Below are 23080 nucleotides of genomic sequence, written 5' to 3'. Positions count from 1 at the left end.
AGCGGGCACGGTCCGGCGGTCGCCAGCGGTGGTCAGGCGCCCGGCGGGGCCGGCGTTGGGGACCAGCGGGACGTGAGACCACCGTTCCGCTTCCCCGAGGACCTGATCACGCTCCAAAGGGCGTGGCAACAGACGTACGCCGAGCTCGCACAGGCCGGGGCCGGTACGACCGTGCTGCGGCGCCGGCTGATCGCCCTCTCCGGAACCCTGTGCACCCACCCCTGCTGGGCGGCCCCCACCGCCTGGCGGGCCAGCAGCGTCGAGCTGCTTCGGTAGGCGCCTGCTGGTCGAACGGGTCGCCTCTGGCCGTCCGGTCGCCCATGTCGCGGCCGAGATGGGCATATCGCTCGCACGCATCGTACTTGCCCGTCACGACGAGGAGATGGCGAGCTTGCCCTGCGCCGGGCCCTCACACTCGTCTGCGGTCGCCCCTTCGCCGCGATCGACCCCCCCACCGCTGCGCCTGGGCCGAGCCGGCCGTCCAGTAGGCGGTCTCCACCATCGAAGGCGTCGCCTGCGGGTTGTCCACCCGCCGCCGGGAGGCCGCCGACTTCGCCGGCGCGCACTGGGCCGCACACCAGGGGCTCCTCGCCGCCGAGGAGAACGGACCCCTCCACCGCCAGGTCTTCCTCGCCCAACCGCGCCGCCGGAGACGTGGACGCCCTCCGGGAAGCCGCCGCGCGGCTGGCCCGGATCAATGGGCTGGAGGAAGACCCCGACGAAGTAGAGACCCGGAGACGCCGCCGCCCGATACGGCCACCTGCACGTCCCCTCGGGGTGCACCGTCGACGGCCTGCGACTGGACGCCTGGCTCTACCGCCGGCGCCGCGCCTGGTGCAACGGGCAACTCACCCCCCCCGCAGCAGACCGCACCGACCGTACCCGGCGTCACCGTTGACAGCGCCCAACCACGGGGCTCGGGGGCGAACATGACCATCGGGGAGCGCGATCACACCCAGGTGTACGTCTCGTCGGTGACGGCGTCCAGAGCGGCGTCGGTGACGGTCGCGCGCGGGTGAGCCAGATCGGCCAGGGCGGGCCCGATGGGCGGGAAGATCGGCAGTTCGGCGGTCCGGCGGTAGTCGATCCACTCGATGACGCCGACTTCGTGGCTGCCGTCGGGGAGTTCGTCGTGTTCCTGCTCGGCGAGGGTCGCGCGGACCTCGGGGGTGATGTGGAGACGGTAGATCAGGTGGAGCTTGCGTGGCGGTGGGGTAGGGCCCGGGCGGGAGACGCGCTGGTCGACGACCCACAGCAGGTCACCGCCGTCGGCCTGGTCGATGTCCAGGTCGAGTTCTTCCCTGAGTTCCCGGCGCAGGGCGGCGGTGAAGTCTTCGCCGTCTTCGACGTTGCCGCCGGGCGGGGTGTAGTGGGTGGAGTCGGTGCGGTCACGGCGGACCAGGGCGACATCGTTGCCGCAGAACACCAGGGCCCCCGCGCGGACCTTGATGCGTGAGAACGGGGTCGCAGGCTTGGCGGAAAGGCTTGTCATGACGGCCATTATCACGGTGTGGCGCCGGTGCCCGGGCGGCGGGAGCTGAGCAGCCAGGAGACGTTCCCACGTCCCCCTCCCCCCGGCCCGACCCAAGACGGTGCCGTTCGTAGACGGTCTTCCACGGCCCGAACCGTTCGGGCAGGTCACGCAACTGCACGCCGGTGCGGGCGGCTTCGATGGCGTGGCGCTCGGCCCAGCGATTCCAGACTACCCAGTCGGTCAAGGCGTGCGGACCGGCGCCGAAGCATACGGCGCGAATCCCAGTGCCTTGGGGTGAAACAGGAGGAGGCAGAGGAAGACGCCCGCCTGGCAGCCACTGCGACCCACGCCGACATCGCTTGCCCGCCGCAACTATGGGCGGTTCCCGCAGTCTTGTCGGAAGATCACAAGTTCCGCGACGGCCGGTCGGCTCCGGGCTACGCTCCCCGCTCCGGGTTCCGCGGCACCTGCGCCATACGCGCAACCACGCTGAACGCCCGGGCCTGTCATGAGATCACCGTCTGCCTGCGGTTGCTCCCAGCACAAACCAACCACCACGTCCCAGACCCCGCACAGATCGGCCGGCATGTGGAGGAAGCCGTCGCGGTCCTGCCCCCGTATCCCCCCGCATACCGGCCGTTCGCCCCGTGGCCGTGGCCGCAGGACCTTCGGCCACCACCGCGTCCACACAACAACCCTAGCCCCTGGCCCTGCCCCCGCCTCCCGCACTTCCTCTGATGGAAAGCCCTGCCGTGTTGACCCTGGCCGAACACCCGACCACCGCCCCGCCACTCGCCACATACGGCGCTGTACTGGGCAGCCGACACGTTGTCCGCCTGCTCGGCGGCACTCTGATCGGGCGCCTGCCCAACTCCATGGTTCCGGTGGGGCTCGTCCTGTGGATCACCGGCGGCGGGGGGTCGCTGGCCTTCGCCGGAATGCTTGCCGCCCTCTACGGACTGGCGTCCGGGCTGTCCCAGCCGGTCAAAGGCAGGCTGATGGACCGCTACGGTCAAACCCGTGTGTCGACACCGGCGGTGCTGCTCAACGCCGGCTGCCTGGCAGCGCTCCCCTTGATCCGGGCGGGCGGGCATCCCGCGGCGGTGACCGCGGTGGTCGGGCTCGCGGGTCTGGTCACACCTCCGCTGGAGGCAGGGCTTCGGGCGCTTTGGCCGACAGTCCTGCCTGACTTCGGGCGGCGCCGAGTCGTCCAAGCCCTCGACACCGGCTCGCAAGGACTCCTTTACATCGCCGGCCCCCTGCTCGCCTCGTGGCTGGCAACCACGCACGGGCCCGACACCGCCTTGGCCGCGACCGCCGCCCTCGGGCTGGTGGGCACGACGGTCGTCCTGACCGCCGCACCGTCGCAGACCTGGCGTCCTGCCGCCGGGGTGACGGGAAGAGGACGGCTGATGAGCGCCGGCCTGGTCCTGCTGCTCACCGCACTGGCGGGAACGGGGTTCGCGTTCGGAGCGATGAACGTGTGGGCCGCAGGCATGGCCGGCACCCATGGGCAGGCGATGCTCTGCGGACTGCTGCCTGCCGTTTTCTCCAGCGGCAGCTTCCTGGGCAGCCTGATCTACGCCCGCCGGGCGTGGCCGGGCACGACCAAATCCCAGCTCATCACCACCAGCGCCCTGTTCCTCCTCGGCTGGGCGCCCCTGCTGGCCCAGCCCGATCCCCGCACAGCCTTCGCCCTCGCGGCAATCCCGGGGCTGTTCTTCACCTTGATCATCACCAACGGCTTCCACACCGTGGACGCTCTCGCCTCCGCCTCGCGCACCACCGAGGCGTACTCCTGGCTGATCCTGTCGGTCGGCACCGGGCAGGCGGCCGGAACCGCGCTCGCCGCAACCCTCGCCACCCACCCCGACGTTCTCGCCGCGCTCCCCACCGGCGGCGCCGCCACCGCGCTGACCATCCTCATCCTCGCCCGCGGCAAGCTCGGCCCAGGCCGCCGCCTCGGCCGCCACCGGCGTCCCCGGCAACAAGGACATCCTCGCCGAACGCCGCCACTGACTCGATGGCGAGCCGCGGGCACGCGCTCACTGCTCCTGGCGTCGACCGGTTGTGACAGGGCGCTGCGCGCCCTGGCTGGTCACGCTCGGGGGAATCGGCGTCGCCGCAGGCGAGCGCCGCTTGACCACCCGGCCGCCCGGTTACGGTACCGAGCAAATAGAGGGCTCCGGGGAGCGTGTTCGCTGTGCCTGACCTGATCGTTCCCCGCCCCCGGCCCCTCGGAGCCTCCGGCGGCCCACACCTGGCCCACTGGCCCCAGATGGCACGGTGCATGGGGCAGGTACGTTGCACCCATGGCCGACTTCTTGATCGAAATCACGACCGTGATCAATACAGGCCAAGAACGCCAGCGAGTTGCCTTCAGAGCCCCCAGCCGCCCTCGATCTTTGTCGAGATGAACCTACGGGTCATCAGTCTTCAGGGACAACGGTCAGCTTCGACAAGATCGGGCAGGAACCCCTTCAAGAACAAGCTGAGTCCCGAGGCCGCCTTGCCACGAGCCCTGCCGGACGCGCCTCAGGGCTGCGACCCGGCGGGGCGGCGGAGCAGGGCCGTCCAGAGGAAGGGCTCGCCGAACAGCGGGGACCCGGCGGGCTCGTCCCGCATCCGGCGCAGCTCGACCTCGGTCAGGTCGCCGAAGATCGCCCGCAGGGACTCCGGGGTGTAGGCGAGTCCACCCTGGAGGCCCGCCTCACGGTAGAACTCCTCGTCGGGGAGCTCGGATCCCATCGCGCCGGCCGCGAAGCAGGTGAGCGCGAGCTGGCCGCCGGGCGCGAGGGACCGTTCGAGGAGGGCGAGGTAGCTGACGCGGCGGTGGGGCGGCAGGTGGTGGAAGCAGCCCGAGTCGTAGATCAGGTCGTACGGGCCGCTCAGCGTGGTCGCGGCGAGGTCGAAGGCGTTCCCGCGGTGGAACCTGACCGCGACCCCCGCCTCGCGGGCCGCTCCTCGCCCCAGGCGATGGCCGCCGGCGACAGATCGACGGCATCCACCTCGAAGCCCCGGGCGGCGAGGTACAGCGCATTGCGGCCCGGACCGCAGCCCAGGTCGAGGGCGCGGCCCGGGGCGATCAGGCCCCGGTCGAGGTACGCGACCAGGTTCTCGTCCGGCTTCGGCACGAAGAACGGGACCGGCTTGGAGCGGTCCGCGTAGAAACCGTCCCACCAGGACGCCCCGTCGGCCGTCCACCGGTCGGCCTCCGGTGCGAAAAGGCCGTCCAGCAGCTTCAGTACGTCCTCGACCGTGCGTATGTTCCGGTCCATCCGGCCCCCTCTCCCAGTGATCCAATTCTACTTCCCGACCGGCCGGCCGGGGCGGGGCGTCAGAGCCGCTGGGGAGGCTGCGTCCGCCAGAACGCGCACCTGTGGTCCGCCTCGAACGACGTGGTCGTCCGCGTCGCCGCCGGGTCCAGGGTGAGCACCGTCGCGGCTCCGGCACCGGTCGGCGGCCACGGGGTCTGGCCCGCCACCACAGGGGCGCCGAAACGGGCGAACGCCGCCCAGTAGCGCTTCATCCGGTTCCCGAGCGCGACCTGCACCGGCGTCAGCGGGCGCTCGCCCATCGTGAAGTCGTGCAGATAGGCCAGCTCCGCACTGTGCGCGTTCGACTCGTCCAGGCCCGGCACCTGCGCGCCCGCCAGCGTCGGCGACCGCGGGTCGTCGAACTCGTAGACGTACGTCGGCACCTGCGCCGCGAACAGCTGCGCCGTCCACGCGGTGTGGCACGCGAACGTCGAGTCCGTCATGACCGCCGACAGCGCCAGATACGGCGAGCCGTACTTCGACACCGGATAGCGCGCGAGCACCTCGGGCCCGGCCGCCCCGTGACCGGCCAGGATCTGCGCCGTGTACTGCTCGGCGGTCAGGTACGGCTGCGTCAGGGCCACGAAGAAGCGGGCCTCGGAACGGGTGCTCCCGATCAGCACCGGCACCTTGTTCCACGCACCGCTCCCGATGGCCTGCGCGGGAGCGACCGGCAGCAGCCCGTCACCAGCGGCCGGACCGCGCGTGGGCAGCGTACCGGCCGCCTCGACCAGCGCCGCCCCGGAGGCGGCGCGCAGGCACGCGGCCACCTCGGCGGAAGCGGTGCAGCCCGCCCGCGCCGCGAAGGACCGCGCCTGTTGCTCGGCCTCCGCGAGCTCCGGCGTACCCAGCAGCGTGCACGGACCGCTCTGCAGCACGGCCCGGTGGAACAGGCCGGCGGCCGGCGGGGCAGCCAGCAGCGCGCAGACGGAACCGCTGCCCGCCGACTGCCCCGAGATCGTGACGCTGCCCGGATTCCCGCCGAACGCGCCGATGTTCTCCCGGGTCCAGCGCAGCGCCGCGAGCTGGTCCATCAGCCCGAAGGACCCGGAGCGCAGGGCGCCTTGGCGGCCGAGCTCGGGCAGCGCGAGATAGCCGAGCTGCCCCAGCCGGTAGTTGATGCTGACCACCACGCTCTGCGTGAGGTCGGCCATGGTCCGCCCGCCGAACTGGGTGCCCGTTCCCTGGCTGTACGCACCCCCGTGCATCCAGACGATCACCGGAAGCCGGGCTCCGGCGCGGGCCGTCCGGGGCCGGTACACGTCCAGGTACAGGCAGTCCTCGCTGACGTCCGCCGGATCGCTCAGGCCGAAGGGCGAGAACTGCAGGCACGCGGGGGACTGCCGGGTGGCCTCCCGTACCCCGTGCCACCGGGGCGCGGGCGCGGGGGCCCGTAGCCGCGCGTCCCCGACCGGGGGAGCGGCGTAGGGGACGCCGAGGAACTCCTGCGCGCCGTCGCGGGACTGGCCGCGCAGGGCGCCCTGCGCGACCGTGACCACCGGGTGCGGTGATCCGCCGGACGGCGGCGCCGCCGTCGCCGCCGGTGGTGCGGAGACGAGCAGTGCCACCAGGGCGAGTGCGGTACCGAGCAGGGACCTTGCCGAGGGCATCCGTTTCCCGAGCCTCTTCATCCGTCCTCCTGGAGTGTCGCCGGTGCGTGCCGATGTCGTGCCGGGGTGGATCCGGTGTCGTGCCGGGGGTGGATCCGGCTCTGTCCGGCCGGGGCGGAGCTGGTTGCGGGCTCCGCCCCGGCCGGGATGCGTCAGGGGCGGAGCCCGGCGATCAGTGCGGAGGCCACGGCCTGGTCGGCCGGCCCGGTGTTCCAGTTGGCGTTCATCGGGCTGACGGCGATCCGGCCGGCGGTCACGGCCTCGACGTCACCGCCCTTGGCGGCGGGCCGCAGGTCGACCTTGACGGTCACCTTCCACGTGCCGTCGCCCGCGTCGGTGAAGTCCGGTTCGAGCAGGGTCTGCGGATCCTGCAAGGTCGAGGACACGCCCGCGGCCGTTCCCTTGCCGTCCGCGCCGACCACCGGGTGGTTGACGTTCAGGCCGACGCCCTGGGGCAGCAGCGGCCCGGACCGGGACCGCGTCCGCAGCCGGTCGATCAGCTTGACCGCGAAGTCGAGCGTCGGATCCATGGCGTTGACGGTGGTGACCGGGTCGGGCGCGGTGACGCCCCCGGTGCTCAGCGCGATGGACGGTATCCCGTGCTCCAGCCCGGCGACGGCGCCGCCGACCGTACCGGAGTGGGTGGCGAGACCGGCCACGTTGGGGCCGAAGTTGGTGCCCGAGACGACCAGGTCGGGGGCGTCCCCGGCGAAGACCTCGGACAGCCCGAAGGAGACGGAGTCGCCCGGGCTGCCGTCGACGGCCCAGACCTTCGGCTCGGGGTGCTTCACCGTGATCGCCGGGGCGTTCGACCCCTTCGTGCCGGCACCGCTCTGGTTGGTGAGCGGGGCGACGATCGTGACGTCGTGCCCGGCGGCGGTCAGCCGCTCGAAGGCCTTGCGGATGCCAGGGGCGTTGTAGCCGTCGTCATTGGTGAGCAGGATCCGCAACGGGCCGGCGGGCGCGGTCTGCGGCGCGGCGACGGCCGGGGCCCTACCGGCCAGGGCCGGCGTGCACAGCAGCAGCGCGGCCAGCGGCAGAACTCGCTTGCGTCTCACAGGTTGCTCCTTGGGAGGGAGGGAGTCGAGGGTGAGCAGGGGTGGGGACCGGCGGGCGCACGACCCTCGGCGTGCGCCCGCCGGAGCTGCGGACGGGCGGGCTCCGAGGAGGGGTCAGCGCACGCTGCGGATCGGGAGGATGGCGAGCGCGCCGACCAGCGAGAGGGCCCCGCCGGCGAGGAAGAGCGGGGTGTAGCCGCCGAGGCCGGTGACGACGGCCGAGGCGACGAACGGGGCGATGATCTGCGGCCCGGCGTTCGCGATGTTCAGGACGCCCATGTCGCGGGCGGCGTCCTCGGCCCGCGGCAGGACCAGGGTGACGAGCGCGGTGTCGACGGCCATGAAGCAGCCGAAGGCGAGCCCGTTGAGCGCGCTGAAGACGAGCATGCCGGTCCAGGTCGGGCTGATCACGGGGACCACCATGACGAGCCCGGCGAGGGCCGCCGACACTCCGACGAACACCTTGCGGCGGTTCCAGCGGTCCGACAGCAGACCGCCCACCACGGTGGAGACGGCCATCGCGACCATCGACACCGGGGTGAGGACGGCCATCGCGGCGGGCGGGGTCAGTCCCTCGGGCAGCGAGATGTGGTCGCCGAGGATGTACAGCTGGTAGCCGACGACGGAGAAGTAGCCGAGGACCATCAGGGCCCGGCCGATGAAGGCCCACCGGAAGTCGTGGTTGGCCAGGGCCGAGAGGAAGGCGGCCAGTTGGGCGCCTTTGGGCCTGGCGGGAGCTTCGGCGGCGGGCTCGGTGCGCGGGACGTCCCGGCAGAAGACGCTGAGCAGCAGGGCGGACCCGGCGACGACGGCGCCGAGGACCAGGTAGCCGGTGCGCAGCTGGTCCGCGGTCTGGGAGGCGATGAGCACGCCGGCCGTACCGCCGATGGGCAGGCCGAGCCCGACCAGCGCGGACGCGGTGCCCCGGCGGGCCGCGGGGATCCGGTCGGGCACGATCGCGGTGACCGCCGCCTGGAAGACGTTCATCGTCGCCTGGATCAGGCACCAGCCGATGCCGACGAGCAGCGCCGTGGTCGCGCCGCCGAGAAGGGCGAGGAGGACGAGCGAGGCCAGACCCCCGCCCACGATCCAGGGGTTGCGGCGCCCGCTGCGGTCGGAGAGGGCGCCGGCGATGGGGTTGAAGGCGGTGGCGAAGACCGCGCTGACGCCACCGATCAGGCCGAGTACGGCGACCTTGTCGTCGGGGGCGATCGCGGCGACCTGGGTGGGCAGCAGGACGGAGCCGACGCCCATGTAGAGCGCCATCATCGCCGAGTTGGCGACCAGCAGGAGGGGCAGGAGACCTCGCCGGGGGGCGGGCTCCCCGGTCGGAGGTACGGACGGTTCGACGACTTCGGGCGTGGCCATGACGACTCCTCGGGGGACGGAGCGGGGAGGTGGCGTGCGAGGGAGAGAGGCGCGGCCCATGAACGGGCGCGGGACGGCGTCGCCGTCGGACGTGCGGTGGCGGACGTCGTTCGTAACATGATCTTGTTACACGTGTCACCAGGTGCGGTGGACACTGTGTAGCACCCATTTCCGGGCTCCGCCAGGCCTCACGGCGCGTCGTTGTGCAGATCGTGACCGTCGGGGGAGTCCGGCGCGACATCACGTGTAACCATCCGGTCGCGGCCATCGGACGCGGCGGATGTGTCGAGAAACCCTCTTGCTCTTGTGGCGGTCGTGACGCATCGGCAATACTCCGTGCCGCACCGCGACGATCCTGTCGCCGGCGGGCTCCCCACCGCCCCGGCGTCGCCGGGTGCCGTGCGCCCGCCGCGCGTTCCCCTGGCTGCGGCCGCACCCCGATGCCGTGTCCCGATGCCGTACCCCGAAGACGTTTCCCGAAGGCGTCCCCCGCGATGACGTCCCCCGCCATGACGTCCTCCGCGGTTTCGTCCTCCGCGGTGACGTCCTCCCGATGGCGTCCCCCGAGGGCGTTCCCCGGCGCCCTCCCTTGCGTTCCACCGTCCCGTGCCTGCTCTCCGCGTGCCCCCACCGCTTGGGGAGACGACCGTGAAAGGCCCGCCATGTTCCCTTCTCCCTCCTTCGTGCCGCCGTCCCGGCCGCCCCTGCCGGTCCGCCCGCCCCGGCACCACCTTCCGGCGGCCCCGCCGCGTCATGCGCTCGGCCTCGGGATCGCCCTCCTGGTCCTCGTGCTGCTGGCCGGGCTGCTGCTCCGGCTGGACCGGCGGCCCTTCTTCCAGGGGCTCGACGACCGGTGGGCGGCCTCGGTGAACGACTCCGCCGCCGCGGGATCCCCTGGCGATGACGGCATCGGCGGCTTCATCACCGTGCTCGACCGGCTCGGTGGCCCGCTCGGCATGGTCCTGCCGCTGCTGGTGATCGGCTGCCTCTGCGTCTACGGACGCTGGCGCTCGGGGCTGTTCGTCTTCACGGTCACCGTCGTCGCCAACCTCGTCGTGCTCCTGCCGCTCAAGCAGCTGGCCGACCGGCCGCGTCCGCCGCACCCGCTGGTGCTGGTCAACGACGGCTCGTACCCCTCCGGGCAGGTGTTCGGCGCGGTGACGCTGGTGGTCGCCGTTGCGGTGGTGGTGTTCCCGCCGCGCGCGCGACGCTGGTGGTGGGCGTTCGGAGCCTCGTACGTCCTCGCCATGATGGGCAGCCGGACCTGGCTCCACGCCCAGTGGCTCAGCGACACCGTCGCCGGCGCCCTCGTCGGCGTCGGCGCCTGCCTCGTCCTGTGGCGGGCCTTCGCTCCGCTGCTGGAGGCGGAGTCGGAGCGGATGGCCTCGAACAGCCTGTGGCAGTAAGGCGTCACTCGGGAGCTCGGATTATTGAGCAGCGTTGACGTTCGACAAATTCACGCCATATTCTCGACCGGCGGCGTGCATCCCGCGCGCGGCAGCGAGGAAGGAACGGCTCATGCCTCACCCCCCAGGCCAGGACCCGACGGTGGTGGACCTGCCCGCAGGCCGCCTGCGCGGCGCGATCGAGGGCGGGCTCACGGTCTTCCGGGCCGTGCCCTACGCCGCCCCGCCGGTCGGTGACCTGCGCTGGAGGCCCGCGCGGCCGCACGCCGGCTGGAGCGGGACGCGGGACGCCACGGCCGACGGCCCGAGCGCGCCGCAGATGTACATGGAGGGCGGTGACCCGGTGCTCGGCGGGCACGGGTCACCCCCCTTCGACGAGGACTGCCTGACCCTGAACCTCTGGACGCCCGCCGTCGACGACGCCCGGCGCCCGGTCCTGGTCTGGATCCACGGTGGCGGCTTCGTGTCCGGCTCCGGATCGCTGCCCGGCTACTCGGGCGAGACCTTCGCGCGCGACGGCGACCTCGTCGTCGTGAGCATCAACTACCGCATCGGGCCCCTCGGTTACCTCTACCCCGGCGACGGGGAAGGCGCTGAGGCGGGCGAGGGCGGCGAGGGCGGCGAGGGCGGCGAGGGCGATGCGGCCGCGGAGGGCGGCAACTTCTGGCTCACCGACCAGCTCGCCGCCCTGCGGTGGGTGCAGGAGAACGTCGCCTCCTTCGGCGGCGATCCGGACTGCATCACGGTCGCCGGGCAGTCCGGGGGTGCGGTGTCCACCGCCGCCCTCGCCGGCCACCCGCGGACCGCGGGCCTGATCCGGCGGGTGATCCTGCAGAGCCCGCCCTTCGGCCTGGACCTCCCCGGCCCGGCGGCGTACCTGGAGCGCACCGCCGCCTACCTGGAGCTGGCCGGGGCCAAGGACCTGCCGGAGCTGCGTACGCTGCCCTGGCCCGAGCTGATCGGAGCGGGCGCCGGGCTGTTCGCGCAGACCACGCGGTGGGGGTACTGGCCGACGCCCTTCCTGCCCGTGATCGACGGAGTGACCCTCTGCGACCACCCCGCCGAGGCCCTGCTGAGCGGGGCCGCAGCCGATGTCGACGTCATGATCGGCTGGACGCGGGAGGAGGCCAACTTCGGCTTCGCCCTCGACGAGGGGTACGCCGCCGCCACCCGGGAGCAGGTGACCGACCGGATCGCGGAGACCTTCGGGAGCGAAGCCGCGGAGGGCGTGTACGCGGCGTACGAGCGGGCCCGGCCCGGAGCCCGCCCCGCCGACGTCCTGATGGACCTCATCACGGACGAGCTCTTCCGGGTGCCGGCGGTGCGGCTGGCCGAGGCGCGCGGCGAGACGGGCAGTCCCGTATGGGCCTACCAGTTCGACCTGCCCACCCCGGCGTACGAGGGCCGGCTCGGCGCCGCGCACTGCCTCGAACTCCCCTTCGTCTTCGACAACTTCGACCAGTGGTCGCACGCTCCCTTCCTGGCAGGCCTCGCCCCCGCCGTCCGTGACGGCCTCGCGTACGCCATGCACCGGGCCTGGATCGCCTTCGTCCGCACCGGCGACCCCAACCACCCCGACCTGCCGCAGTGGCGGCCGTACGACACGCGCACCCGCACCACGATGCGCTTCGACTCCGTCGTGACCGCCCTCGACGACCTCGCGGGAGCCTCCAGGCTCCTGCACACCCCCGCCCCCTTGATTTGACTCGTGTAACCTGAGAAGGAAGGAGTCATCCGAGCAGAGCCGGTGCGTGCACCGGGGCCCGATCGGATGCCCGGCCCGAACAGAAGGAGCGTCGAGGGACGTCATGACCAGAGACACACACGTCCCCGCATCGATCACCAGCGCCGACGTGGCCCGCCTCGCCGGGGTGTCGCGTGCCACGGTCTCCTTCGTCCTGAACGACACCCAGGGCCACCGGGTGAGCGCCGGCACCCGTGCCCGGGTGCTCGACGCGGCCAAGCAGCTCGGCTACGTACCGCACGCGGCCGCCCGGTCCCTGCGCGCCGGCCGCAGTAACCTCGTCCTGATGCCCTCGTCCATCTCCGCGATCGGCCGCCTCGTCAGCGACTGGGTCGACGATCTGCACAGCGAGCTCGACCGCTTCGGATACACGGCCGTGCTGCACGCGGGCCGCTTCGCCGACCCCCTCGACGCCGCCCGGGCCTGGGCCGAACTGCGCCCCGCGGCCGTCGTCGCCCTGGACGGCGACCGTTTCACCGCCCAGGCGGCCGACGTACTCGTCCGCGCGGGGGTGCGCGGCCTGCTGGCCTTCGCCTCCCACCCCGTCGAGGGGGTGCACACCATCGACTTCGACCACACCCGGATCGGGGTCACCGCGGCCGAGCACCTCATCGCGCGCGGCCGGACGCGGATCGGCGTGGTCATGCCCCAGGAACGCGGCCTCGGCACCCTCGCCGAGCCCCGCCTCGCGGGCGCCGAGTCGGTGGCGGCCCGGCACATGGCCACCGTCACCCCGCTGGAACTGTCCTACACCCGGGAGTCCGCGAGCGCGCTCGCCCGGCGCTGGCGGAGCCTCGACCTGGACGCCGCCTTCACCTACAACGACGAGTACGCCGCCCTGCTGCTGCACGCCCTGCAGGCCGAGGGCATCACCGTGCCCGACGAGGTCGCCCTGGTCGGCTGCGACGACCTCGTCCTCTCCACGCTCTTGCAGCCCGCGCTCACCACGGTCCGGCTGGACATGCCGTCGGCCGTGCAGATCGCGGAGGCGGTGCACGAGCTGATCGAGACCGGCACGGCGGCACCGGTGCCGGCCGTGCGGCCGGTCCTGGTCCACCGCCACACGTCCTGACCTCCTGACCGCCTGGTCTGCCGGCCCCCGTCAGTCCTCGACTGCCTGGCAGAGGGCGGTCCAGAAGTCGTGGAGGAGCTTCGCCGAATCCGAGGCGGACATTCCGAACTGGCGAGCAGGACTCCGGTGAACCCATGGACCGGGTCGGCGCAGGCGGTGGTGCCGGTACCGCCGTCCCGGGGTCCCAGGACGCCGCGTCCGCGCCCCGCGGGCGGACCGGGCGCCGGCCGTCGCCCGGCTGAACGCACGCCGCGAGACAAGCTGCGCGCAGCCCGCATCGACATCCCGTATCAGTGACGGTCGCGGGGTCGCCCCCGTTGCCAGCTCGCTGCTCCCAGGCGCGCCGCTCGTTCCACATCTCCGACTCGTCCCGGATCATCTCGCCCAGGTCCGCCCGGGACGTCAGGTAGGGGTGCCAGTGGAGCTGGACGGGGGCGTAGGCGTCGATGATCGACTTGTAGTCCGCGGGGAGCTCTCGTCCGATCTCCTCCTCCGGACGAGCCAGGCGTCAGGATCGCCGGGCCGGTCCCGGGCCCGGTATGGCCGTCACAGCATCGGCCATGCCTCCTCCGCGCCCCCGGCCGGGGCCCCTGGCCACGGGGGCCGAAGCCGGCCCGGGCCCGTACGCGGTCCGGCCGGCGCGCATGCCGGACGGCCCGCTCGCTCAGGCGGTACCCGCGCCCGCGGCCGCCCCCCGGCGGTCGTGGGCGCGGGCACGTTCCCGGGCGAGCGCCGGACCGAACACCCACCACGCCAGCAGTCCCACCCCCGCGCCCGCGGCGGCCCCGGCCACCGTGTCGCTCAGCCAGTGCGCGTGCAGCCAGGTACGGCTCCACATCATGGCCAGCGTGAAGACCGCGCCCCCGGTCCACCACGCCCGCCGACGGGCAGCCGGGACCAGCAGGGCCCCGAGGACGACGACCAGGAGCGCCGCCGTGGCCGCGTGGCCGGACGGGAAGGAACCGTGATCGACACGGACCAGCGGGTCGGCCGGGCGAGGCCGGTCCACCAGGTGCTTGAGGCCCTGGACGACCAGCATGTTGCCGCCGAGGCCGGCCGCGAGCAGGAAGACGGCCGAGACCCAGCGCCTGCGGAGGAGCAGCAGGGCCAGCAGGGAGAGCGGGAGGAGGGACCCGACCGGCCCGCCGAACAGGTCCAGGGCCGTGGCGGCGGCCTGGTACGGCCCTTCGTGCGGGCCGCCCATCCATATCAGCCACCGGTCGTCCAGCCCCTGGAAGGGCGGATGCGCGACGTCGGCGCGGACGACGAGTGCGGGTGCCACCGCCGCGCCCAGGAGCAGGAGACCCGCGAGGAGGACGCCGCGGCCGTGCGGCGCCCCGGTCTCGGGGTGCCGGCCGCTCCCACCGGATCGGTGGGGTCCGCGGGGTCTGCCGTGCGGGGCGGTGGTGGTCGGGTTGCCGGACATGGCTGCCTCTCGTGACCGCGGCGGGGGCCCGCGGCCGGGTGTGCTGTGAAGGGAACGCGGGGGCGCGGCCGTGGCCGCGCCCCCGCGGCGGAACAGGCGTGCGGGACCGGCACCGTCGGACTGACCGGCGCCGTCAGGCTCCCGCGCCGAGGTGCCGGGCCAGGAAGGCCACGCCCCCCTCGACGATGGCGGGGATGTCGGAGGAGCCGAGGAAGATGTGGTCGGCGCCCTCCACGGGCTGCAGGGTGACCTCGCCCCCGGCGCTCTTCAGGGCCGCGGCGAGGGCCTCGCTCTGGCTGTACGGGACCAGGCCGTCGTGCGTCCCGTGCACCAGCAGGAACGGCGGCGGATTCGATCCCTCCGCGTACGTCACCGGGCTCGCGGCCCGCGCCAGATCCGGCCGCTCGGCGACGGTGGCGCCGAGCAGGGCCTCGTAGGGATCGGGGAACTCCGTACCGGGCATCGCCGGCATGGGGTGATCGGCCAGGGTGACGAGGTCGCAGACGCCGTACCAGTCGACGACGGCGCGGACCCCGCTCTCGCCGGAGCCGACGCCCTCCGTGCCCTCAAGCGCCGCGCCCTGCGGGCTGTCGGGGCCGACGAGGCCGGCGAGGGCGGCCAGGTGACCGCCCGCGGACTCGCCCCAGACGCCGATCCGGTCCGGGTCGATGCCGAGGTCGCCGGCGAACGCGCGGACGTAGCGGATCGCGGCCTTCACATCGTGCAGCTGAGCCGGGAAAGGCGCTTCGAGGCTGTGCCGGTAGTCGACGGAGACGAGTGCGAGCCCGGCCGCCAGTACCGCCCCGTGCAGCAGGTCGGCGGGGACGGTCGGTGGCGGGTAGCGGCGGTCGCCGTCCAGCCAGCCGCCGCCGTGGATCCAGACGATCGCCGGGAACGGGCCCTCGCCGGCGGGCACCTGGACGTCGAGCAGCCGGGGGCGGTAGCCGGGCGTGGTCGCGTAGGTGATCCCGTCGAAGCGGCGGACGCCGTCCGCGCCCGTCACGGGCGGTACGGGGGACCGGTACGGCGGGGGTGGCCAGGTCATGTCGGCGATGTCGATCTCGGCGGGAGGAGATTGCGTCATTGCGGCCCTTCCAATGTCGGCGGTGTCCCGGTGGAGCGGTTGCTGTGTGGCGGGTGGGGCGGACGCAGGCTTCGCGCCGTTTGTCCGGAATGCTTGCGCGAGCCACCGGGGGCGGCGTAGCGTGTTACACGTGTAATCAAGGACTCTAGCGACGCGTTTCCGCTGACCACAAGCCCAGAAACGATCCAGATTCGGGATCAGTTACACGAGCTACAGCAGTGGCGGCGCCGCCTTCCCCCTCCGGGAGCACCTCATGCTCACCATCGCCGACACCCCTGCGGTTCCCGCGGTCCGCAGCTTCGTCCACTGGGTCTCCGCCCCCGTCGCCGCGAGTGTTCCGCAGGTCAGGTCCCGGGTGCGCGCCACCCTCGACGCCTGGCGGGTCCCCGCCCACGTCATGGACGCCCTGTTGCTTGCCGTCAGTGAACTCGTCGGGAACGTGGTCCGGCATGCCGGCGGCGCCGGGCGGATGCGGGTGGCCGTCGCGGAGGGGGGTGGCTGGCTCCGGCTGGAGGTCGCCGACCGGGGTGCCGGTCTGCCGCGGCTGCCCGCGCCCCGGTCGGAGGTCGACCCCGAGTCCGAGGACGGGCGCGGGCTGCTCATGGTGCAGCTGCTGACCGCCGAACTGGGCGGTGAACTCTCCGTCGTGGCCCATGAGTCCGGCAAGGCGGTCCGGGTGCGCGTCCCTGCCCCCTGAGCCCCGTCGCGGGCGCCCGGAAGCCGCCCGGAAGCCGCCCGGAATGCGTCCGGAAGGCGTCCTGGGAGGCCCCGCATCCCGCTCGATATAGCGAGATGTTGACGGACGCTAAATATTCGACATACGGTGCACCCATCTCCCCGCTGCTCCCTGATCGAGGTGCCGCCCCATGGAGCTCTCCCCTTCCGCGTACGCCGATTCCTTCTGTCGTGATCGGCTTCCGCCCTTCCCTCTCTGGCCCGAACTCCACTTCGAACTACCGGAGTTGGAGTACCCGGACCGGCTCAACTGCGCCCAGCGCCTGCTCGACGATGCCGTCGAACGGCACGGCCCCGACCGCCCCTGTCTGCTCACCCCGACCGAGCGCTGGAGCTACGGCGAACTGCAGCACCGCGCCAACCAGGTCGCCCAGGTCCTCACCGAGGACTTCGGCCTCCGGCCCGGCAACCGCGTCCTGCTGCGCGGCCCCAACAACCCCTGGCTCGTCGCCGCCTGGTTCGGCGTCCTGAAGGCCGGCGGGGTCGCGGTCACCACCATGCCGCTGCTGCGCGCCGGAGAACTCGCCGAGCTCACCGACATCAGCCGGCCCTCGCTCGCCCTGTGCGACCACCGCTACGCCGACGAGCTCGACCCGGGCCGCCGCCCCGGTCTGCCCGACCTGCCGGTCCTCACCTACGGGGGTCCGGCGCCGGAGGACCTGGCCGCGCGCTGCGCCGCCAAGGACGGCCGGTTCACCACCGTGGTCACGGCCGCGGACGACGTGGCGCTGATCGCCTTCACCTCCGGCACCACCGGCCGCCCGAAGGCGACCCTGCACTTCCACCGCGACGTCCTGGCCAACGCCGACACGTTCTCCCGGCACGTCCTCAAACCCCGCCCGGACGACGTCTTCACCGGCACACCGCCGCTCGCCTTCACCTTCGGGCTCGGCGGGCTGGTGGTCTTCCCCCTCCACGCCGGGGCCGCGACCCTGCTGATCGAGCAGGCCGCCCCGCTGCAGCTGGCCGACCTCGTCGCGGAGCACGGTGTGACCGTGCTGTTCACCGCGCCCACGGCCTACCGCGCGATCATGGAGGCGGGGGCGGTGGACCGGCTGGCCGGGCTGCGCCGCTGCGTGTCCGCCGGCGAACCGCTCCCCGCCGCGGTGTGGCACGAGTTCCACGCCGCCACCGGCCTGCGCATCATCGACGGCATCGGCGCCACCGAGATGCTGCACGTCTTCATCTCCGCGGCCGACGAGGACATCCGGCCCGGATCCACCGGCCGCCCCGTTCCGGGCTACCGCGCCGCCGTGGTCGACGAGAACGGCGACCCCGTCCCCGACGGGCAGCCCGGCCTCCTCGCGGTCACCGGTCCCACCGGATGCCGCTACCTGGAGGACCCGCGCCAGGCCTCGTACGTCAGGAACGGCTGGAACATCACCGGCGACACCTACATCCGCGACGCGGAGGGCTACTTCTGGTACGTCGCGCGCAGCGACGACATGATCGTCTCCTCCGGTTACAACATCGCGGGCCCCGAGGTCGAGAAGGCCCTCCTCACCCACCCGCACGTCGAGGAGTGCGCGGTCGTCGGGGCCCCCGACGCCCGGCGCGGCATGCTCGTGAAGGCCTACGTCGTCCTGGGCGCCGGTGTCCCGGCCGACGGGGCCACCGTCCGCGAACTCCAGACCCACGTCAAGCAGACCATCGCCCCGTACAAGTATCCGCGTGCCGTCGAGTTCGTCACCGCGCTCCCGCGCACCGGAACCGGCAAGCTCCGGCGCGGTGAACTGCGGGAACGCGCCCGCACCGAAGCCGCCCCCGCGCCCGGCCCCACCCCCGACGCGGTGCCCGTCCCGGCTCCCGCCGAGCCGGCCCGCATCGTGGTCGAACGCCGCGTCGAGTGGACCGACACCGACGCCGCCGGCCACTACCACCACTCCACCGTCGTGCGCTGGGTCGAGGCGGCCGAGGCCGTCCTGCTCGACCGCCTGGGCCTCTCCCACCTGTTCGGCAGCACGCCCCGGGTCCACTTCGAGGCCGACTACCGGGCCCGCCTCTGGTTCGGGGAAGCCGTGCGCACCGAACTCAAGGTCACCAAGGTCGGCACGGCCTCCCTGCACTACGCCTTCACCGTACGGGGCGCGCAGGGCGGCGACGCGGCCACCGGCCGCATGGTCATCGCCCACTCCGCCGCCCACGCCACCGGGTCGACCCCGTGGCCCGCCGAGGTACGGGACCTGCTCGGCACGGCGGGACTCCAGCAACCGGAACTACTCACCACCGCACCATCGGCAGGAGGCACGCCGTGCGCGTCGCAGTCATAGGAGGAGGGCCCGGCGGACTGTACTTCGCCGCCCTCACCAAGCAGCTCTCCCCGCACTGGGAGGTCACCGTCTGGGAACGCAACGCCCCCGACGACACCTTCGGCTTCGGGGTCGTCTTCTCCGACGAGACGCTCGACGGCATCGCCCAGGCCGACCGCGAGATCTACGAGGCGATGTCGGCCGAGTTCGCCCGCTGGGCCGACATCGACGTCCGCCACCGGGGGAGCACCCTCACCTCGGGCGGCCACGGCTTCGCCGCCCTCGGCCGCCGGCACCTCCTGCGGATCCTCCAGCAGCGCTGCGCCGACCTGGAGGTGGACGTCCGCTACCGCACCCAGTCCCCGCCCGCGGCCGAACTCGCCGCCGACTACGACCTGGTGGTGGCGTGCGACGGCGTACGGTCGGCCACCCGCGCCGCCTACGCCGACACCTTCGCCCCCGACCTCGACGAGCGCTCCGGCCGCTACATGTGGCTCGGCACGGACAAGGTCTTCGAGGCCTTCACCTTCATCGTCGACGAGCAGGACTTCGGCACCCTCCAGGTACACGCCTACCCCTACGACGCCACCCGCTCCACCTTCATCGTGGAGATGACGGAGGACGCGTGGCGGCGCGCCGGCTTCGAGGAGTTCGCCGGCCGCGACCATCCGCCCGGCACCAGCGACGAGGCCAGCATCCGGCGCTGCGAGGAACTCCTCGCGGGCCACCTCGACGGCCACCGCCTCATCCCCAACAACTCCAAGTGGCTGCGCTTCACCACGGTCCGCAACAAGACCTGGCGGCACGAGAACGTCGTCCTGCTCGGCGACGCCGCCCACACCGCGCACTTCTCCATCGGCTCCGGCACCAAGCTCGCCATGGAGGACGCCCTCGTACTGGCAGCCAGCCTCCACGAGCACCCGGACGTGCCGACCGCCCTCGCCGCCTACGAGGACGAGCGCAGGCCCGTGGTGGAATCCACCCAGCGCGCGGCCCAGGCCAGCCTGGAGTGGTTCGAGCACATCGACCGGTACACCGGCCAGGACCCGCACCAGTTCGCGTTCAACCTCCTCACCCGCAGCCGACGTGTCACCTACGACAACCTGCGCGTGCGGGACGAGGGCTTCACCACCGCGGTCAACCGCTCCTCGGCCGTGCCGCCGATGTTCCGCTCCTACCAGCTGGGCGGACTGCTGCTGCGCAACCGGGTCGTCGTACCGCCCACCGCCCTGCACACCGCGCGCGACGGGGTTCCCGGCGACTTCGACCTCGTCCACCTCAGCACGCAGGCCATCGGCGGCGCCGGGCTGGTCCTCGCCGGAATGACGGCCGTCAGCGCCGACGGCCGGGCCACCCCCGGCTGCCCCGGACTGTGGAACGACGAACAGGAGGCGGCCTGGCGGCGCCTCACCGACTTCGTCCACGGCCAGACCGACACCTGCCTCGGCATCCAGCTCACCCACGCCGGCCGCCGCGCGGCCACCCACGGCGGCGGGCAGCCGGTCGCCGCCTCGGCGCTGCCCTGGGACGAGGGCGGTCCGGTGCCGCGCGCGGCCGACCGGGCCGACATGGACGCACTCGTACGGGACTTCGTGGCCGCGGCCGCGCGGGCCGACCGGGCGGGCTTCGACGCCCTGGAACTCCAGTACGGGCACGGGCACCTGCTGTCGGGCTTCCTGTCCCCGCTGACCAACCTGCGCACCGACGAGTACGGCGGCGATCTGGACGGCCGGCTGCGGCTCCCCCTCGAAGTGCTGCGCGCCGTAAGGGAGGTGTGGCCGGCCGGCAAGGCGCTCCTCGTACGGATCTCCGCCGCCGACTGGGCCGAGGGCGGCACCACCGAGGCCGACGCGGTCGCCATCGCCCGCGCGCTCGCCGAGGCCGGCGCCGACGGGATCGACGTCTCCACCGGCGAGGTCGTCGCCCACGAGAAGCCCCGCTACGGCCGCAGCTACCAGACTCCGTACGCCGACCTCATCCGCAACGCCACCGGGCTCCCCACCATCGCCGTCGGCGCGATCTCCACGTACGACGACGTGAACTCGATCATCCTGGCCGGCCGGGCGGACCTGTGCGGCGTCGGCCGCGCCCAGCTCCACGACCCGCTGTGGACCCTGCACGCCGCGGCCGCCCAGGGCTACCAGGGGCCGGCCGCGCCCTGGGCACGCGCCTGGCGGGCGGGCAGCGGGCGGCCCCCGTCGGCGCGGACCGACCGGATCCCGCCGCGCCTCGAACTCCTGCGGCAGCCCGCCGGGTCCGTCCACCGCCGCTGGCTGCCCCGCGCAGCCGTAACCGCCCACCGATGAGCCGGAGGTGTCCACGCACATGAACAGGGACCATCTGCCCCGCTTCACGGCGGCGGCCGTCCAGGCCGCGCCCGTCTACCTCGATCCCGCCGCCACCGTCGACAAGGCCGTCGCCCTGATCGCCGAGGCCGCGGCGGGCGGCGCCGAACTCGTCGTCTTCCCCGAGGTGTTCGTCCCCGGCTACCCCTACTGGAACTGGACGATGAACCCGGTCCAGGGCTCGCCCTGGTTCGAGCGGCTCCAGCGCGCCTCCGTCGACATTCCGGGCCCGCACGTCGACACCCTGCGCGCGGCGGCCCGCCGGCACGGCGTCGTCCTCGTCATCGGGGTCAACGAGCGGGCCGCGCACAGCCTCGGCGTCCTCTACAACACCCTGCTCACCATCGGACCCGACGGCGAACTCCTCGGCGTGCACCGCAAGCTGGTGCCGACCTGGGCCGAGAAGCTCACCTGGACCGGAGGCGACGGCAGCTCGCTGGTCGTCCACGACACCCCCGTCGGCCCGCTCGGCGCGCTGGCCTGCGGCGAGAACACCAATACCCTGGCCCGCTTCGCGCTCCTCGCGCAGGGCGAACTCGTCCACGCCTCCTGCTACATCGCCCTGCCCGTCGCCCCCGCCGACTACGACATGGCCGACGCGATCGCCGTCCGTACCGCCGCCCACAGCTTCGAGGGCAAGGTCTTCTCCGTCGTGGCCTGTTCCACCATCTCCCCGGAGATCGCGGACGCCCTCGCCGGCGACGACGAGGAGCTGCGGAAGCAGTTCACGCGCCCGCGCAGCGCCCTGTCCGGGATCTTCGGCCCCGACGGCCGCCCGGTCACCGAGCCCCTCGTCGACGAGGAGGGCATCGTCTACGGGGAGATCGACCTCGCCCGGTGCATCCAGCCCAAGCAGATGCACGACATCGTCGGCCACTACAACCGCTTCGACGTCTTCCGCCTCGAGGTGGACAACCGCCCCAGGCCGCCGGTCACCTTCACCGCGCCCACCGCGCCCACCGAGGCGTTCACCGCTCCCGCCGCTCCCGCCGCTCCCGCCGCTCCCGAGGAGGACGTATGACCATCGAGCAGGACGACACCATGCTCGGCCGTTCCCGGGTGTCCGACACCCCCGAACTCACCGCGTACTACGAGGAGCTCGGCATCCTCGACGCCGGCGCGCTGTGGACCGTCGCCAACGACATCGAGCCCTGGTACCCGCAGCCCCGGTCCGTGCCCGTGCTGTGGCGTTACGCGGACCTGCGCCCCCTGGTCCACAAGGCCCTCGGCCTCGTCAAGGGCGACGACGCCGGCCGCCGCGTCGTCATGCTCGTCAACCCGGGCCGCAAGGACGTCAGCGCCGCCGCCGGACTCCTCTACACCGGGCTCCAGATCATGGGCCCCGGCGAGGCCATGACCGCCCACCGCCACCAGGCGGCGGCCCTGCGCTTCGTCCACGAGGGCACCGGCGCCTGGACGATCGTCGACGGCCAGAAGCTGAAGGTCGGCCCCCGCGACTTCGCCATCACCCCCAACGGCACCTGGCACGAGCACGGCAACGACGCCGACGACGCCCCCGTCATCTGGCAGGACGGTCTCGACATCCCCCTGGTCAACGCCCTGGACGCCGGGTTCTACGAGGTCCACCCCGAGCTCTACCAGCCCCCCGGAAAGGTCATCAACTCCTCGGTCCTGACCTACGCGGCGAACCTGCTGCCGTACGGGGTGGAGAAGTGGACCCGGCCCTACTCGCCGCTGCTCGCCTATCCCTGGGAGCCCACGTACGAGGCCCTGCGGGGCCTCGCCAAGGCGAGCGAGGGCTCCCCGTACGACGGGGTCATCGCCGAGTACACCAACCCGGTCACGGGCGGCCCGGTCATGCCCACCATGGGCGCGCACATGCAGCTGCTGCGCCCCGGCCAGGCCACCCTCGCCCACCGTCACACCGGCTCGGTGATCTACACGGCGGCCAAGGGCCACGGCGTCTCGGTGATCGCCGGACAGCGCTTCGAGTGGAAGCAGGGCGACATCTTCTGCGTCCCCTCCTGGGCCTGGCACGAGCACCACAACCTCGACGAGTCCGAGGACGCCTGCCTCTTCTCCTTCAACGACTTCCCCGTCATGCGCTCCCTCGGCTTCCACCGGGAAGAGGCGTACGCCGACAACGGCGGCCACCAGCCCACCACCTGAACCGCTCCGCCGTACCGGACGCCGCCGGCCCTGACACCGGCCCCGGCACGGCGGAGCACCGG

17 protein-coding genes and 3 pseudogenes are annotated in these 23080 nt (G+C 73.0%); 12 read left to right on the top strand and 8 right to left on the bottom strand.

Going from position 1 to position 23080, the window contains the following annotated elements:
* Nucleotides 1-72 precede the first annotated feature (72 nt).
* Both ACZ573_RS14695 and ACZ573_RS14690 read left to right on the top strand, forming a co-directional pair.
* Nucleotides 73-276: a hypothetical protein gene (locus ACZ573_RS14695; RefSeq protein WP_471303584.1), complete on the top strand. Its 204-nt coding sequence runs from the start codon at nt 73-75 to the stop codon at nt 274-276.
* A gap of 484 nt (nt 277-760) precedes the next feature.
* A complete protein-coding gene (locus ACZ573_RS14690; protein ID WP_471304094.1) occupies nt 761-898 on the top strand; it encodes a hypothetical protein in 138 nt (45 codons plus the stop codon).
* A gap of 51 nt (nt 899-949) precedes the next feature.
* On the opposite strand, the gene ACZ573_RS14685 is transcribed toward ACZ573_RS14690, so the two are convergent.
* Together ACZ573_RS14685 and ACZ573_RS14680 are read right to left on the bottom strand one after the other, a co-directional pair.
* Entirely contained in the window at nt 950-1492 is a 543-nt protein-coding gene (locus tag ACZ573_RS14685; RefSeq protein ID WP_471304091.1) for an NUDIX hydrolase, read from the bottom strand.
* A gap of 51 nt (nt 1493-1543) precedes the next feature.
* Nucleotides 1544-1658, bottom strand: a pseudogene (locus ACZ573_RS14680) (IS5/IS1182 family transposase); the annotation flags it as partial.
* A gap of 571 nt (nt 1659-2229) precedes the next feature.
* Between ACZ573_RS14680 and ACZ573_RS14675 the strand changes: the two are divergent.
* Nucleotides 2230-3690: an MFS transporter gene (locus ACZ573_RS14675; protein ID WP_471303582.1), complete on the top strand. Its 1461-nt coding sequence runs from the start codon at nt 2230-2232 to the stop codon at nt 3688-3690.
* Nucleotides 3691-4009: 319 nt separating this feature from the next.
* On the opposite strand, the pseudogene ACZ573_RS14670 reads toward ACZ573_RS14675, so the two are convergent.
* From ACZ573_RS14670 to ACZ573_RS14655, 4 genes and pseudogenes are all read right to left on the bottom strand, one after another.
* Nucleotides 4010-4752: pseudogene (locus ACZ573_RS14670) on the bottom strand (class I SAM-dependent methyltransferase).
* Between the two features lie 59 nt (nt 4753-4811).
* Nucleotides 4812-6422 carry a carboxylesterase/lipase family protein gene (locus ACZ573_RS14665; RefSeq protein WP_471303579.1) on the bottom strand — a complete coding sequence of 537 codons (1611 nt, stop codon included), beginning with the start codon at nt 6420-6422 and terminating at the stop codon, nt 4812-4814.
* A 131-nt stretch (nt 6423-6553) separates the two neighbouring features.
* On the bottom strand, nt 6554-7459 hold the full coding sequence (gene surE / locus ACZ573_RS14660; RefSeq protein WP_471303577.1) for a 5'/3'-nucleotidase SurE: 906 nt from the start codon (nt 7457-7459) through the stop codon (nt 6554-6556).
* 114 nt (nt 7460-7573) lie between these two features.
* The gene (locus tag ACZ573_RS14655) at nt 7574-8827 is read right to left on the bottom strand and encodes an MFS transporter (protein ID WP_471303575.1); all 1254 of its coding nucleotides are present in this window, start codon (nt 8825-8827) and stop codon (nt 7574-7576) included.
* 662 nt (nt 8828-9489) lie between these two features.
* Between ACZ573_RS14655 and ACZ573_RS14650 the strand changes: the two genes are divergently transcribed.
* From ACZ573_RS14650 to ACZ573_RS14640, 3 genes are all read left to right on the top strand, one after another.
* Entirely contained in the window at nt 9490-10233 is a 744-nt protein-coding gene (locus ACZ573_RS14650; RefSeq protein WP_471303573.1) for a phosphatase PAP2 family protein, read from the top strand.
* A 112-nt stretch (nt 10234-10345) separates the two neighbouring features.
* Nucleotides 10346-11938, top strand: coding sequence for a carboxylesterase/lipase family protein (locus ACZ573_RS14645; protein WP_471303571.1), 1593 nt, complete (start codon nt 10346-10348; stop codon nt 11936-11938).
* A gap of 103 nt (nt 11939-12041) precedes the next feature.
* The gene (locus ACZ573_RS14640) at nt 12042-13049 is read left to right on the top strand and encodes a LacI family DNA-binding transcriptional regulator (protein WP_471303568.1); all 1008 of its coding nucleotides are present in this window, start codon (nt 12042-12044) and stop codon (nt 13047-13049) included.
* 664 nt (nt 13050-13713) lie between these two features.
* On the opposite strand, the gene ACZ573_RS14635 is transcribed toward ACZ573_RS14640, so the two are convergent.
* Complete coding sequence (locus tag ACZ573_RS14635; RefSeq protein WP_471303566.1) at nt 13714-14475, bottom strand: phosphatase PAP2 family protein; 762 nt, start codon at nt 14473-14475, stop codon at nt 13714-13716.
* A 133-nt stretch (nt 14476-14608) separates the two neighbouring features.
* Nucleotides 14609-15559 carry an alpha/beta hydrolase fold domain-containing protein gene (locus ACZ573_RS14630; RefSeq protein ID WP_471303564.1) on the bottom strand — a complete coding sequence of 317 codons (951 nt, stop codon included), beginning with the start codon at nt 15557-15559 and terminating at the stop codon, nt 14609-14611.
* A 253-nt stretch (nt 15560-15812) separates the two neighbouring features.
* Here ACZ573_RS14630 and ACZ573_RS14625 point away from each other — a divergent pair, with 253 nt between their 5' ends.
* From ACZ573_RS14625 to ACZ573_RS14600, 6 genes and pseudogenes are all read left to right on the top strand, one after another.
* Nucleotides 15813-16256 carry an ATP-binding protein gene (locus tag ACZ573_RS14625; protein ID WP_471303561.1) on the top strand — a complete coding sequence of 148 codons (444 nt, stop codon included), beginning with the start codon at nt 15813-15815 and terminating at the stop codon, nt 16254-16256.
* A gap of 169 nt (nt 16257-16425) precedes the next feature.
* Nucleotides 16426-18051: pseudogene (locus tag ACZ573_RS14620) on the top strand (AMP-binding protein); the annotation flags it as partial.
* 33 nt (nt 18052-18084) lie between these two features.
* Complete coding sequence (locus tag ACZ573_RS14615; RefSeq protein ID WP_471304088.1) at nt 18085-18564, top strand: acyl-CoA thioesterase; 480 nt, start codon at nt 18085-18087, stop codon at nt 18562-18564.
* The gene (locus tag ACZ573_RS14610; protein WP_471303559.1) at nt 18546-20849 is read left to right on the top strand and encodes an oxidoreductase; all 2304 of its coding nucleotides are present in this window, start codon (nt 18546-18548) and stop codon (nt 20847-20849) included. The genes ACZ573_RS14615 and ACZ573_RS14610 overlap by 19 nt, the downstream gene beginning before the upstream one ends.
* Nucleotides 20850-20868: 19 nt before the next feature.
* Nucleotides 20869-21909, top strand: a complete 1041-nt coding sequence (locus tag ACZ573_RS14605; protein ID WP_471303555.1) for a carbon-nitrogen hydrolase family protein — start codon at nt 20869-20871, stop codon at nt 21907-21909.
* The gene (locus ACZ573_RS14600; RefSeq protein ID WP_471303552.1) at nt 21906-23018 is read left to right on the top strand and encodes a cupin domain-containing protein; all 1113 of its coding nucleotides are present in this window, start codon (nt 21906-21908) and stop codon (nt 23016-23018) included. The genes ACZ573_RS14605 and ACZ573_RS14600 overlap by 4 nt, the downstream gene beginning before the upstream one ends.
* The last annotated feature ends 62 nt before the right edge of the window (nt 23019-23080 follow it).

The organism is Streptomyces sp. NPDC040545, assembly GCF_055595065.1.
This window is presented reverse-complemented; position numbering and strand designations above follow the sequence as displayed.